We start from the raw sequence: 14,645 nt of genomic DNA on the forward strand, positions 1-14,645 counted from the left end.
CGTGATGGCGCGAACCGCCAATGCTTCCGCCAATCCCGTTGCCGCCGTTGACGAATTCCCAGCCCTCACGCTTCCAGACACTGATTGCCGACCCTATGCGCGGAACCCTTTACATCGTTGCTGCGCCTTCGGGAGCCGGGAAGTCCAGCATCGTCAACGCGGTGCTGGCGCGCGATGCCAACATTGCCCTGTCAATCTCGTTCACCTCGCGGGCACCTCGCCCAGGCGAGCGTCACGCCGAGCATTACCACTTCGTCAGCGCCGCCGAGTTCGAGCGCATGGTCGAGGCCGGCGACTTCTTCGAGCACGCGCTCGTCCACGGCGACTGGAAGGGCACGGCGCGCCAGTCGGTGGAGCCGCAGTTGGCGGCCGGCAAGGACGTGCTGCTGGAGATCGACTGGCAGGGTGCGCGACAGGTGCGCGCCAAGGTGGCCGATGCGATCAGCGTGTTCATCCTGCCGCCCTCGCGTGAGGCGCTGGATCAGCGCATGCGCAGTCGCGGGCAGGACACCGAACAGGTCATGGCCCAGCGCCTGGCGGCCGCGCGCGAGGAGATGTCGCATTACGGCGAGTTCGACTACGTGGTCGTCAACGAGCACTTCGCGGTCGCCGTGGATGAAATGTGCGCGATCTTCACCGCCAGCCGCTTGCGTCGCGATCAGCAGGTGGCTCGCCACTCGCGCCTGATCACCGCGCTGTTGGCCGAGTAGCATTCCTGCGGCGTCTTGCCGCGGCAGCGCCGTGACCGTGTGACCGACGCAGACCAGGGTGATCGGACTGGGCTTCTCAATGTCCGGCGCGCATCTCGGGTGCCTGCCCCGCCACGCCGGCCGGCTGGACGATTCCGCGTTCCGGCTTCTGGTTCACAGTCGCCGCCGTCGCCCGACGGGTTGCAGTGGAACGCCACCGCACGCCCCCGCAGGCGGGCGGGGGCTCTGGTTCGCATTCAGCTGGCAGGTGGGCGGGGTATCCAGGAGGGCGGCCAGGCGGGGCATCGTTGGCATAACTTCCTGATTCGCAAGGCGCCCGGTTCCCGGAAACTTGCCTTTGCGGGGCGCGCGCAGCTAAAATCCCCACCCCTTTCTGTAATTCATGGCTGGCCGTACGGCCGCCGGGAGCCCCATGGCCCGCATCACCGTTGAAGATTGTCTGGAAGTGGTCGACAACCGCTTCGAACTCGTCATGCTGGCCGCCAAGCGCGCCCGCCAGCTGGCCAATGGCGTCGAGCCGCAGCTCGACAACAGCGAAGCCAACGACAAGCCCACCGTGCTTGCCCTGCGTGAGATCGCAGCCCGCCAGATCAACCCCGAGTACATCGACGCGGTCGAGAAGTCCGAGCGCGAGCGCAAGGAGCGCGAGGCGCTGGAGTGGGCTGCCGCCGAAGTGGTGGCCGACGACGACCTGTCCAAGGGCGACGACTGAGTCCGATGCGCGGCCGGCAACGGTCGCGATGATCGCCACGGCGATCGACAGCATCGGCAACCAGGCCCCGCCATGTGCGGGGCCTTTGTTTTGGAGGGCCTGCCAGGCAGGTATGCCCTGACCGGACCGCGTCGCCGCCCAGCGCGTTGCGCCGCGCTGCATTGGACGCGTAGATTCCAGACATGACCCCAACCGAGACCGCCCTCAGCTTGTCCACGACCCCTGCGTTCGATGACGCGGCGTTGCCGGACTACGTGCTGGAGCTGGAACGCTCGGCCGACTACCTGCCGGTGCCGCAGCGCGAGTTGTTGCGACGCGCCTGGGCGATCGGCGCGGCGGCCCATGCCGGACAGACCCGCAAGTCCGGCGAGCCCTACATCACCCATCCGGTGGCGGTGGCGAAGGTGCTGGCCGAGCAGGGCCTCGACGTGGAGACCCTGGTCGCGGCGATCCTGCACGACACCATCGAGGACACGCCGGTCACCCGCGACTGCCTGGCCAAGGAATTCGGCGAGACGGTGGCGGAGCTGGTCGACGGCGTCACCAAGCTCGACAAGCTGCAGTTCCGCGACCGCCAGGAAGCGGCCGCGGAAAGTTTCCGCAAGATGCTGCTGGCGATGTCGCGCGACCTGCGGGTGATCCTGATCAAGCTCGCCGACCGCCTGCACAACATGCGCACGCTCGGTGCCCAGAATCCCGAGGCGCGCGAACGCATCGCCCGCGAGACGCTCGAGATCTACGCACCGATCGCGCAGCGCCTGGGCATGAACCTGATCAAGGCCGAACTGCAGGACCTGGGCTTTCGCGCGCTGCACCCCTGGCGGCATGCGGTGATCGCCAAGCGCATCCGCACCCAGCCGGTGGTTCGGCGCGAGTCGCTGGTCCAGATCGAAGGCCACCTCGCCCAGCGCCTGGCCAAGGAGAAGCTGGTGCACCGGTTGATCAGCCGGGTGAAGTCGCCGTGGAGCATCTACACGAAGATGCGCGGCGAGCACAAGAATTTCGCCCAGGTGATGGACGTGTTCGGATTCCGCGTGGTGCTGCGGTCGGTACCGGACTGTTACCACGCGCTCGGTGTCGTGCACGCGGCCTACAAACCGCTCGACGCGCGCTTCCGCGACTTCATCGCCATCCCCAAGGCCAACGGCTACCAGTCGCTGCACACGGTGTTGTTCGGTCCGTACGGCTCCCCGGTGGAAGTTCAGCTGCGCACCGAGGAGATGGACCTGATCGCCGAACGCGGCATCGCCGCGCACTGGTCGTACAAGCACGGCGGCGAAGGCCCCAACAGCGCGCAGAGCCGCGCGCACAGCTGGATCGCCAATCTCGTCGAATCGCAGCAGGGCACCGGCTCGTCGCTGGAGTTCCTGGAGAACGTCAAGGTCGACCTGTTCCCGGACGAGGTCTACCTGTTCACGCCCAAGGGCGACATCCTGTCGTTGCCGCGCAATGCCACCGCGCTGGACTTTGCCTACGCGGTGCACACCGACGTGGGCAACCGAGCGGTCGCCGCGCGCGTCGACGGCAAGCTGGTGCCGTTGCGCACGCGCCTGGCCAGCGGCCAGCGCGCGGAGATCGTCACCGCCAAGTCGTCCACGCCCAAGCCACAGTGGCTGGAGTTCGTGGTGTCGGGCAAGGCGCGCACCTCGATCCGCCAGCAGCTCAAGCAGCTGGGCCACGAGGACGCCGTGCAACTCGGCCACCGCATGCTGGACCGCGCGCTGGAAGCGCTGGAGACCTCGCTCGAGCGCGTGCCCGCGCCGCGCCTGGAGGCCTTCCTCACAGAGCACCGCTACCAGCGCCTCGAGGCGCTGCTGGCTGACATCGCGCTTGGCAACCGGATGCCGCAGCAGGTGGCGCTGGCGCTGTTGCGCGAGGCGCCCGGCAAGCCGCAGCGCCGTCGCCTCGACCACCGACCCTCGACCACCGACAAGATCCTGATCACCGGCGCCGAGCGTGGCGTGATCAGCTTCGCGAACTGCTGCCTGCCGTTGCCCGGCGACGAGATCATGGGGTATCACACCGCCGGCAAGGGCATCGTGGTGCACCGGCTCGACTGCCCGAACGTGGCCGAGTACCGCAAGTCGCCCGATCGCTGGGTCCCGATCGGCTGGGACCGCGAGGTGGCGGGCGATTTCGGTGCCGCGCTCAAGATCGAAGTCGACAACCGCCCCGGCGCACTGGCACAGGTGGCCGCGGCGATCGCCGATGCCGATTCCAACATCGACCGCATCGAGTACCTCGACCGCGACACCAACATGGCCGTGATGCGATTCGCCATCGAGGTCAGCGACCGTCGTCATCTGGCTGACGTGATCCGTCGCGTGCGCCGGCTCAACGTGGTGCTCGGCGTCACGCGCATCTAGGGCCAGTAGCGCCCTGGTGGCGCCGTACCGTCGTGCGTGGGCGGACAGGTCGCGTGGTTGCCGCTACGATTCACGGCCCACCCCTGCCGACCGACGACATGAGCCGAGAAATCATCCACACCGACCGAGCCCCCGCTGCCATCGGCCCGTACTCGCAGGCCGTGCGCGTCAACGACACGGTGTACCTGTCGGGGCAGATTCCGCTCGACCCGTCCAGCGGCCTGCTGGTCGAAGGCGACATCACCGCGCAGGCGCGGCGCGCGTTCGACAACCTGCAGGCGGTGTGCGAAGCGGCCGGTGGCTCGCTCGCACAGATCGCCCGGCTTGGCCTGTACCTGACGGACCTGGGCGATTTCGCCGCGGTCAATGCGGTGATGAGCGACTACTTCGATGCGCCGTACCCGGCGCGCTCGACGGTCGAGGTCGCCGGCCTGCCGCGCGGCGCCGTGTTCGAAGTCGACGCGGTGCTCGTGCTGCGCTGAAACCCGCGCACGGCACATGGGCTGGGGTGAGCGAGGCAAACCCCACCCGCGGTCGTAGGATGGGTTGAGCGAAGCGATACCCATCGCGCGCAACTTCCGTCGCGGCGCTTCGCCACGATGCGGCATCCGCACCGTCAATCCGCCGCGACGCGGCACGAAGCTTATCGGGCGCGGGTCCGGCAACTACGAGTCCCGCGATGGCGGGTTTTCCAGCGCGTGCACCACGCCGCGCCACACACCGCCACGCACCGCCGTTACCCGCGTGCGTTGCGCGGTGCTTCGCCCGTCCAACGCTTGAACGCGCGGCGGAACTCGCGCGCGTCCCGGAACCCGATCGATGCGCCGACCTGGGCAATGGTGAGGCGGTGCTCGCGCAGCAGCTCCAATGCGCGTTCGCAACGCAGGCGGTCGTGGATGGCTTTGAAGCTGCTGCCGGCCAGCAGCAGGTGACGCCTGAGGGTGCGTTCGGTGAGGTGCAGCGCGGCGGCGATCTCCGCCACGCCGGGGTTGTCTCGCAGGCGCGCGCGCAGCAGCCGTTCGACCGCGGCAATGGTCTCGTCACCGGCGTCGCTGGCCGGCATCTGCTCTCGACACAACGACAGTGCCAGCCGCGCCGTCAGCGTGTTGTGGCTGCTCAGCGGCTTGGCCAGCCACGCCTCGTCGATCACGAGGCGATTGCCTGTGGCGCCGAAGTGCGCCGGACAGCCGAACACCTCGCTGTACTGACTGGCGTACGCCGGCGCGGGGTAAGCCAGCTCGATGCGCAGCGGCGCGAAGTCCGGGCCGGCCATCGTGCGCGCCAGCATCAGCGAGCTGGCGAACAGTTCCTCACAGCAGAACGGCTCGATGGCGGGATCGGGCTCGTTCATGCGCGCGCGCATCGCCACTTCGCCATGGCCGTTGGATTCCAGATCGAGCGCCATCAACGTGCCGATCGCGCGCGAGTACTCGACGCCGATGCGCATGCCCTCGCCGAAGTTCGCCGCGGTGATCACCGCCAACCCGACCACGCCGAAGTTGCCAACGCCCTGGCGGCAGCCCATGCGCAGGCCCAGGTCGGCGTGCGGCAGCGTCGCCAGCGCGCGATGGAGGATCTGGCTGGCCTGGCGGTACGACACGCGCACGTCGGGATCGCAGACTTGCGTCCGGTCCAGTCGCAGCCCGGTGAACCAGTGGTCGCAGGGCACGCCCAGCTCGGCGGCGTACTCGGTCAGCCCGGCCAGCACGCCGGTGCGCAGCACCGTGGCGTGCAGGCGCGCGTCGTCGACGGGCTTGCGCGCGACGGGCGGACGCGTGGTGGACGACTGCACGGGTGGATGGTTGTCGGTCATTCGAATGTCCGGTTTCCCCCCCTGAGTATGCCTGCCCGGCCCTCCATGCGGGTCGTCGCGAAACGGGAGACTGCGGGATGGGGCGGCGCGGGACTGGCCGTATCGGAACGGACGGAACGGAGGACGGCATGGGCAAGGCGAAGACCGCGGCGACGCGCGCGAAGATGACGGCATTGGCGGTGGCGGTGCTGGCAACGGCATGCCAGCAGCAGGCGCCGACGGCGACCGCACCGGTCGACGGCGGGTACCAGGCGAAGCTGCAGGAGCGCCTGCTCGACGCAAAGCCCGGCGACGTGATCGAGATCCCGGCCGGCCGCCATGTGTTCGATCGCAGCCTCAGCCTGCGCGTCGATGGCGTCACCCTGCGCGGCGCGGGCATGGACAAGACGATCCTGAGCTTCAAGGGCCAGAAGAGTGGCGCCGAGGGGCTGTTGGTCAACGCCGGCAACTTCACCCTGGAGAATCTCGCGATCGAGGACAGCAAGGGCGACGGCCTCAAGGTCAACGAAGGCGACAACATCACCATCCGCGGCGTGCGCGTCGAATGGACACGTGGCCCGCACACCAGCAACGGCGCCTACGGGTTGTACCCAGTGCAGGCCAGCAACGTGCTGATCGAGGATTGCGTGGTGATTGGCGCGTCCGATGCGGGCATCTACGTGGGCCAGTCCAACAACATCGTCGTGCGGCGCAATCGCGTGGAGCGCAACGTCGCCGGAATCGAGATCGAGAACAGCGTCGGCGCCGACGTGCACGACAACCTGGCCACCGGCAACACCGGCGGCATCCTGGTGTTCAACATGCCCAACCTGCCGGTGCCGGGGCATTCCACGCGTGTTTTCAAGAATCGCGTGATCGCCAACAACCACGACAACTTCGCCGCCAAGGGCGCGGCCGTTGCCAGCGTGCCGGCCGGTTCGGGCGTGGTGATCAACTCCAACGACAAGGTGGAGATCTTCGACAACGACATCGCCGGCAACCGCACCGCGAACGTCATCGTCTCCAGCTACTGGTCCACCGGCTACATGAACAAGTACGGCGTGGCGAAGGACTACGACCCCTATCCGGAGCAGATCGCGGTGTTCGGCAATCGCTTCAGCGGTGGCGGCGATTCGCCCGACGGCTTCGACCTGAAGGCGCTGAAGCTGGCGCTGTACGGGCTCGGCGGCCACCTTCCGGACGTGCTGTGGGATGGCTATGCCAATCCCAAGCTCGCCACCGGCCCGCAGATCTGCGTGCGCGATGCCTCCGGGCTGATCAACGCCGACGGCCCGAACAAGTACGCCAATCCCAGCCACGTCGACCTGGCCGCGCCCGACGGTGCGGCGTTCCGGTGCACCCTGCAGCGCTTGCCGGCGATCGCGCTGGCTGCGCCTGCCGCAGCGCCTGGTGCGGGCGTCGTTGCCGCGCCGGCCGCAGCGGTCGCTCCCGCCACCGCGGTGCCGCAGGGTTGAGCGTGGGCGGTTCGATCCGGCCCCGCTGGGGCGTGCATCGCGTCAGGACGACGGCACCGACAACCACCCGCGCGTGGCGTGCGATCGCGCTGCTGGTCGTCGCGCTGCTGTTCGTCGCGTTGCTGGGCGCATGCGCGCGATCGCCTGCGCCCGTGCGCTTCCACGCCGACGGCAGCCCGCGCACGCTGGCCGAGTGGGGCGTGCTGCAGTCCGACGGAACACGGTTGCGGCTGGCAGGCGGCGTGCTGCCGTACGACCTCAACACGCCGCTGTTCTCCGACTACGCACACAAGCTGCGCACGGTGTGGATGCCGGCCGGTACCGCGGCCCAGTACCGCGCCGACGACAGCTTCGCGTTCCCGGTCGGCACCATCATCAGCAAGACGTTCTACTACCCTCGCGCTGGCGGCGCGGCTGCCGCAAACGCGGTGCTGAAGGCCGATGCCACGCCCGACGAGCGCATCGGCGATGGCCTGGACCTCACCCGGGTACGGATGATCGAGACGCGCCTGCTGGTGCGTCGCGAAGGCGGGTGGGCCGCACTGGCCTACGTCTGGAACGACGCCCAGACCGAGGCCGTGCTGAGCCGCGCGGGCGCGTCGTTGCCGCTGCAACTGGTGGCCCAGGATGGAGGTGGCACGGACTTCACCTACCAGGTGCCCGATCAGAACCAGTGCGCGGGCTGCCACGCCAGCAACAACACCACGCGCGCGATCGCGCCGATCGGGGCGAAGGCGCGCCACCTGCATCGGGATTACGCCTATGCCAACGGCAGTGCACCGCAGCTGCAGCGCTGGCAACAGGTTGGCTACCTCACCGGCGCACCGGCCGCCGCCGCGACGCCGCGCAACGCCGATTGGCGCGATGGCGCACGCGCGAGCCTCGATGCGCGCGCACGTGCCTACCTCGACATCAACTGCGGCCACTGCCACAACGCGCGCGGCCCGGCCGATACCTCGGGCCTGCTGCTGGACAGCAGTGTCGTGTCGACGCGGCAACTGGGCATCTGCAAGCCGCCGGTGGCGGCCGGGCAGGGCACCGGCGACCACACCTTCGACATCGTGCCGGGACAACCGGCCCAATCGATCCTGGTGTATCGGATGCGCAGTCTCGACCCGGGCGCGATGATGCCCGAGCTGGGGCGCGACCTGATCCACGAGGAAGGCGTGGCACTGGTAAGCGAGTGGATCGGGGCGCAGAACGGACGGTGCGATTCGGAGACATGACCGCGGTCGGGGGACCGCGGCGCAGGGGGAGCAAGGCGATCGGGCAGTAACGCAAGGGAGCGTGGTCGTCACGACCGCGACGATCAACGTACGGGGAACGGAGGGGTTAGGAATGCCGATGCGACAACACCAGCTCGCCAGCGCGCTTGCGCTGGTTCTATCCAGCGGCGTGCTTGCACTTGCGCTACCGGGAACGGCGCGCGCGCAGGACAGCGTCAGTGGGGAAGCGGCGAGCGACAAGGCGGCCGTGCTCGACAGCATCATCGTCACCGCGCAGAGCCGCGAGCAGCAGTTGCAGGACGTGCCGATCGCGTTGCAGGTGGTCAACGATGCGCTGATCGAAGAAGTGGCCGCGGAAGACCTTGGCGACCTGGACAGCTTCGTGCCCGGGCTGGTGGTCGACAGCCTGCAGCCGACGCAGTCGTCGATCGCGTTGCGCGGCATCAGCACCGACGACTTCGGCATCGGCACCGATCCGGCGGTCGGCGTCTACATCGACGGCGTCTACGCCGGGCGCGGCGGTGGCATGCTGCTGCCGTTCACCGATGTCGAGCGGATCGAAGTGCTGAAGGGGCCGCAGGGCACCCTGTTCGGTCGCAACACCGCCGCCGGTGCGATCTCGATCGTGACCCGCAGCCCGGCCGACGAAGTGGAGGCGCGCGCGCGCCTGCGCGTGGGCAACTATGGAAAGCGCTACTTCGAGACGATGGTGAACGTGCCCACCGGCGAGGACGCCGCGCTGCGGCTGAGCGCGCTGGTCAATCACAGCGACGGCTGGCTGCGCGACGCGGCCACCGGGGAGGATCTCGGCGGCGAAGACACCTGGGCCACGCGCGCCGCGTTCAAGCTCGGCCTCGGCGACAACACCAGCGCCGTGCTGAGCTGGGACCACGAGAGCCTGGACCAGAACGCCCGCCCGACCACAGGCATCGTGCCGCTGCCGCCCGCACCGGGCCGTCCGGCGGTACCGCTGGACCCATTGGACTACCTCGACCCGCGCAAGGTCGACACCTTCAATGACCTCGTCGACAACGACGAATGGCGCACCTTCGACGGCGTCAACCTGATCGTCGACCACGCCTTCACCTGGGGCCACCTGACGTCCACCTCGGCGTGGCGGCAGTACGACGCGATCAATCACACCGAGGAAGACGGCACCAACCGCGTCAACCTGTACATCGACTCGGAAAACACCGAGAGCAACGAGAGCGTCTACCAGGAGTTCAAGTTCAACGGCAGCAGTGCGCGCTTGGACTGGGTGGCCGGCGTGAGCTATTTCGCCGAGGATTCCGACCAGACCAGCGAGGTCAACACGCTGACCGATGCGGTGGATACGGCTGTGTTCAATCTCGGCCTGGCGGCGACGCCGGACGGCACGCTGTTCAACTTCTTCACCCAGGTCGCACAGGCCAATGGCATTCCGGTCAGCCTGCTCGGCCACCAGTGGAACGAGAAGTTCGTCAACACGTTGTCGACCAAGTCCTATGCGGCCTTCGGAGACGTGATCTGGCATGCCAACGACAAGCTCAACCTGACCTTCGGCCTGCGCTACACGCGCGACGAGAAGCGCTTCAGCTGGTTCAACGACCAGCGCGACGCGCCCACGCTCGACGCCGCGCTGGACCAGCTCGAGGCCATCGGGTTCTTCCAACTGGTCGGCGTGCCGCGCGAGGCATTCGTCTTCGACCTGGCCTTCATCGATCCACCGGCGATGCTCAACAAGGGACGGCTCAACGGTGACCGCAAGTCGTGGAGCGATTTCAGCCCGCGCTTCGTCGTCGACTACCACTTCAACGACCGTTCGATGGTGTACGCCTCGCTGGCCAAGGGCTACAAGGCCGGCGGCTACAACGCGCTGCAGATCGGCTCCAGCTTCGACAACGAGGACGTGTGGAACGTCGAGGCCGGCATCAAGCAGGCGTTTCCGGACTGGCGCCTGCAGTACAACGCGTCGGTGTTCCACTACGTCTACAGCAACCGCCAGTCGGTGCGCCTGGACAGCAGCACGGTGATTCCGCGCTTCGTCGTCGACACTGGCGACCTGCAGGCCTGGGGGCTGGAGTTCGATACGCGTTGGCAGGCCACCGACGCGTTCGTGCTGGACTTCAACGCCGCGTTCATCGACTCGGAGTTCAAGGACTACACCGGCATCGGTGGCAACGACCTCAGCGGCCAGCCGACCGGCGAGCCGTACTTCTCGGCAGCGGCTGGTGCGAGCTACCGCTGGCAGCTGGGCGATGCCGGCGACCTGCGTCTGTCGGCGCGCCACACGTACCGCGGTGCCACGCGCTGCAACGACGAATCGCAGACGCAGACCACCTGTGGAACCAGCCCCGCGCTGGATCAGGGCGAGGCGCAGAGCCGCACCGACCTGCGTCTGGGCTGGAGCTCGGCCAGCGGCCGGCTGGGGATGGCCGTGTACGGCCACAACCTGGCCGACAACCGCTACGTGACCGGGCTTAACACCTACGGCAAGGACGCGTTCGGCACGGTCGGCGCGACGGTCAGCGAGCCGCGCACGTACGGATTCGAGGTGACGTTGCAGTACTGAACCGCCGGTCCGCCGGGAGACCGGCGATCGGGCCATGACGCAACCCCGGCAGTGCGAACTGCCGGGGTTTTCGTTTGCGGGGGATCACGGCATCCTTGCACGATGCCGATGCGCAAGGACGGGGTCACCGTCGATCTTCAGATGCAACCGCTGGACCGCCTCCGTGGGGTCGGCCCGGCCGTGGCCGAGAAGCTTGCCGCGCGCGGCCTGTCGACCCTGCAGGACCTGTGGCTGCATCTGCCCCGGCAGTACGAGGATCGCACCCGGCTGACGCAGATCCGCGCGTTGCAGCCGGGTGTTGCGGCGCAGGTCGAAGGTCGGGTGGAGGCGGTCGAGCGCGGCTTCCGTTACCGGCCCATGCTGCGCGTGGCGATCTGCGACGACTCGCATGCCACCCTGGTGCTGCGCTTCTTCCATTTCCGCGCCGCGCAGGTTGCCCAGTTCGCGCCGGGCGCGCGCGTGCGCTGCTACGGCACGCCCAAGCCGGGACAGAACGGCCTGGAGATCGTGCACCCCAGCTACCGCGTGCTCGACGATGCCGTCGAGACAGTGCTCGGCGACCAGCTCGATCCGGTCTATCCGACGATCGACGGCGTCGGCACCACCGTGCTGCGGCGGCTGATCGACCAGGCGTTGCAGCGCCTGCCTGACGACGATTCGCTGGAGCTGTTGCCGCAGTCGCTGCTGAGCCATTTCCAGTTGCCGACCTTGCGCGAGGCGCTGCTCACCGTGCACCGGCCCGCGCCGGACAGCGACATCGCCGCCTTGCTGGCCGGACGCCATCCCGCGCAACGGCGCCTGGCCCTGGAGGAACTGCTCGCTCACCACCTGAGCCTGCGCGGACAGCGCATCGCCCAGCAGGCGCACGCGGCACGTTCGCTGCGCGGCTTGACGCTCGCAAGGAAGCTGCGCGACGCGCTGCCGTTCCGGTTGACCGGCGCGCAGCAGCGCGTGTTCGAACAGATCCGCACCGACCTGCGCAAGCCGTCGCCGATGCTGCGGCTGGTGCAGGGCGACGTCGGCAGCGGCAAGACCGTGGTCGCGGCCCTGGCGGCGATGCTCGCCGTGGAGGACGGCCGCCAGGCGGCGCTGATGGCGCCCACCGAATTGCTGGCCGAGCAGCACCTGGGCAACCTGCGCGCGTGGCTGGAGCCGCTCGGCGTGCGGGTGGCATGGCTGGCGGGCAAGGTGACCGGCCGCGCGCGCGCCAAGGTGATTGCCGAGGTCGCGTCCGGCGAGGCGCAGGTGGTGGTGGGCACGCACGCGTTGATGCAGGAAGGCGTCGCGTTCGCCGATCTCGCACTGGCGATCGTCGACGAGCAGCACCGCTTTGGCGTGCACCAGCGGTTGGCCCTGCGCGACAAGGGCGCCGGCGGTACGGTCGGTGCCGACGCGGTGGTGCCGCACCAGCTGGTGATGACGGCCACGCCGATCCCGCGCACGCTGGCCATGGCGGCGTATGCCGACCTGGACGTGTCGGCGATCGACGAACTGCCACCGGGTCGCACACCGGTGCAGACCGTCGCGCTCAGTGCCGAACGCCGCCCCGAACTGGTCGAGCGCATCCGCGCCGCGTGCGCCGAAGGCCGCCAGGCGTACTGGGTGTGCACGATCATCGACGAGTCCGACGAAGTCGTGGCGCAGGCCGCGCAGTCCACGTTCGAGGAGCTGTCGCGGCAGTTGTCGGGACTGCGCGTCGGGCTGGTGCACGGCCGCCTCAAGGCGGCGGAAAAGCAGGCGATGATGCGCGCGTTCAAGGAAGGCGAGATCGACCTGCTGGTTGCGACCACGGTGATCGAGGTCGGCGTCGACGTGCCCAACGCGTCGTTGATGATCGTCGAGAACGCCGAACGCCTCGGCCTGGCGCAGTTGCACCAGCTGCGCGGGCGCGTGGGACGCGGCAGTGCGGCCTCCAGTTGCGTGCTGCTGTACCAGCCACCGCTGTCGCAGATGGCCAGGCAGCGCCTGGCGACGATGCGCGAAACAAACGACGGCTTCGTGATCGCCGAGAAGGATCTCGAACTGCGTGGTCCGGGCGAACTGCTCGGCACGCGCCAGACCGGCATCGCCGGGTTCCGCGTCGCCGATCTCGCACGCGATGCCGACCTGCTGCCGCAAGTGCAGGCGCTGGGCGAACGGCTGCTGGCGGACTCCCCGGCACTGGCCGCCCGCATCGTGGCGCGCTGGGTGGGCGGCGCCGCGCGCTATGCGTCAGCATGAAGTCGCCACTACGCCCATGACCGATCGCGGCAACGCCACCACGCGCTGGTTCGGCGCGCATTTCGACCGGTTGCACCCGTTGCTGCAGGCGCTTCACCGCGATGGCGGCACGCTGCGGGGCGACGTCGCCATCCGCACCGGTCGGGGACTGGCGGGCGTGCTCGGACGTCGCCTGGGGCGTCGGCTGGGCATCCCGCTCGACCGCCCGACCCGCGGCATCGAGGTGCGGATCCACCACGACGACGTCGAGATGCACTGGGTCCGGACCTTCGACGATGGCAGCGTGCTGCGCTCGGTGTTTCGTCCCGTCGGTCGCTTCCCGCAGGGGCATTGGGTGGAAACAACGGGGCCGGTGCGCATGCGCCTGGCCGTGGACGTGGCCGACGGTGGCTGGCGATGGCGCCTGCTGGGCGTGGACGTGCGTGGCCTGCCGTTGCCCCTGTGGCTGTTCCCGCGCGCCGACGCCAGCAAGCGCATCGACGAGGCCGGTCGCTATCGCTTCGGCGTGGCGTTCTCGCTCTGGCCGCTGGGCGAGGTACTACGGTACGAAGGCGCCTTGCGTGCGGCCCCGTACCGCGACCAGCCGATCCACGCATAATCGGGCCATGACAAATCGCATCCCACTGCTGATTGATACCGACCCAGGCGTCGACGACGCGCTGGCCCTGTTGATGGCCTTCAACGATCCGCGCCATGAGGTCGTCGGGTTGAGCATCGCCGCCGGCAACGTCGGCCTGGCGCATACCGTGGCCAACGCGCTGAAGCTGTGCGAAGTCGCAGGCGTCGACGTGCCGGTGTTCGCCGGTTGCGCCGAACCGCTGCTGCATCCGGCGCGCGACGCGGCGTACGTGCACGGTCGCGACGGCTTCGGCGACATCGGCTATCCGCCGGCCACCCGCGCCGCGGAAAACGAGCACGCCGCGCTGGCGATCCTGCGCCTCTCGCACGAACACGCCGGCAAGTTGCTGCTGGTGGCCCTCGGTCCGCTGAGCAACATCGCGCTGGCCCTCAAGCTGGACCCGACCCTGCCGTCGCGCGTCGCGCGGCTGGTGGTGATGGGCGGCGCGGTGACGGCGCACGGCAACATCACGCCTGCGGCCGAGTTCAACATCGCCTTCGATCCGGAGGCCGCGCACATCGTGCTGTCGGCATTCCCGCACTTCGACCTGGCCGATTGGGAGGCCACCATCGCCCACGGCCTGCTGCACGACGAGGTGCTGGGTTGGCTGGCCGCCGACAGCGAACGGGCGCGCTTCTACGAGGCCATTTCGCGCAAGACGCGCGAGTGGTCGGCCGATCGCCGTGGCGACCACTGGCATTCGGCCGACGGCCTGGCGATGGCCTACGCGTTGCAGCCCGAGGGCGCGGTCGAGGTGGAGTCGCGGCCCGTCGCCGTCGAGCTGGAGGGGCGACATACCCGCGGCGCCACGATCGTCGACTGGCTCCGCCAGGACGGGGCGCCCGACAACGCGCGGATCCTGCTGAAGTACGACCAGGCCCGTTTCGAAAGGCTGGTGCGTGCCGCGCTGGCGGCGGTCTGAGCCAGTCGGGACGGCCTCGGGCGGGCCGGAGAGAGCGGGGGAAGGGGCAGGG

Annotated in this window: 11 protein-coding genes; 10 read left to right on the forward strand and 1 reads right to left on the reverse strand. The window is 68.8% G+C overall.

Annotated features, from left to right (window positions below; translation table 11 throughout):
• The first annotated feature begins 95 nt into the window (after window positions 1-95).
• The 4 genes from gmk (at window position 96) to EER27_RS00110 (ending at window position 4,270) form a co-directional block, all read left to right on the forward strand.
• Window positions 96-710: a guanylate kinase gene (gene gmk, locus EER27_RS00095; protein WP_123086011.1), complete on the forward strand. Its 615-nt coding sequence runs from the start codon at window positions 96-98 to the stop codon at window positions 708-710.
• Between the two features lie 412 nt (window positions 711-1,122).
• On the forward strand, window positions 1,123-1,422 hold the full coding sequence (gene rpoZ / locus EER27_RS00100; RefSeq protein ID WP_055900332.1) for a DNA-directed RNA polymerase subunit omega: 300 nt from the start codon (window positions 1,123-1,125) through the stop codon (window positions 1,420-1,422).
• Between the two features lie 182 nt (window positions 1,423-1,604).
• On the forward strand, window positions 1,605-3,788 hold the full coding sequence (locus EER27_RS00105; RefSeq protein ID WP_123086012.1) for a RelA/SpoT family protein: 2,184 nt from the start codon (window positions 1,605-1,607) through the stop codon (window positions 3,786-3,788).
• 98 nt (window positions 3,789-3,886) lie between these two features.
• A complete protein-coding gene (locus EER27_RS00110) occupies window positions 3,887-4,270 on the forward strand; it encodes a RidA family protein (protein WP_123086013.1) in 384 nt (127 codons plus the stop codon).
• Between the two features lie 254 nt (window positions 4,271-4,524).
• On the opposite strand, the gene EER27_RS00120 is transcribed toward EER27_RS00110, so the two are convergent.
• Window positions 4,525-5,601, reverse strand: a complete 1,077-nt coding sequence (locus tag EER27_RS00120; protein ID WP_190285573.1) for an AraC family transcriptional regulator — start codon at window positions 5,599-5,601, stop codon at window positions 4,525-4,527.
• Window positions 5,602-5,729: 128 nt separating this feature from the next.
• Between EER27_RS00120 and EER27_RS00125 the strand changes: the two genes are divergently transcribed.
• The 6 genes from EER27_RS00125 to EER27_RS00150 all read left to right on the forward strand — a co-directional run bounded on the left by EER27_RS00125 (window position 5,730) and on the right by EER27_RS00150 (window position 14,593).
• Window positions 5,730-7,055, forward strand: coding sequence for a parallel beta-helix domain-containing protein (locus tag EER27_RS00125; RefSeq protein ID WP_123086014.1), 1,326 nt, complete (start codon window positions 5,730-5,732; stop codon window positions 7,053-7,055).
• Between the two features lie 32 nt (window positions 7,056-7,087).
• Entirely contained in the window at window positions 7,088-8,281 is a 1,194-nt protein-coding gene (locus EER27_RS00130; RefSeq protein ID WP_223807094.1) for an SO2930 family diheme c-type cytochrome, read from the forward strand.
• Between the two features lie 118 nt (window positions 8,282-8,399).
• A complete protein-coding gene (locus tag EER27_RS00135) occupies window positions 8,400-10,832 on the forward strand; it encodes a TonB-dependent receptor (protein ID WP_190285574.1) in 2,433 nt (810 codons plus the stop codon).
• Window positions 10,833-10,934: 102 nt separating this feature from the next.
• Window positions 10,935-13,052, forward strand: coding sequence for an ATP-dependent DNA helicase RecG (gene recG, locus EER27_RS00140; protein ID WP_123086016.1), 2,118 nt, complete (start codon window positions 10,935-10,937; stop codon window positions 13,050-13,052).
• A gap of 16 nt (window positions 13,053-13,068) precedes the next feature.
• Entirely contained in the window at window positions 13,069-13,650 is a 582-nt protein-coding gene (locus EER27_RS00145) for a DUF4166 domain-containing protein (protein ID WP_190285575.1), read from the forward strand.
• A 7-nt stretch (window positions 13,651-13,657) separates the two neighbouring features.
• Window positions 13,658-14,593, forward strand: a complete 936-nt coding sequence (locus tag EER27_RS00150; protein WP_123086018.1) for a nucleoside hydrolase — start codon at window positions 13,658-13,660, stop codon at window positions 14,591-14,593.
• The last annotated feature ends 52 nt before the right edge of the window (window positions 14,594-14,645 follow it).

Origin of the sequence: Montanilutibacter psychrotolerans (assembly GCF_003719825.1) — a bacterium.
Classification (GTDB): domain Bacteria; phylum Pseudomonadota; class Gammaproteobacteria; order Xanthomonadales; family Xanthomonadaceae; genus Montanilutibacter; species Montanilutibacter psychrotolerans.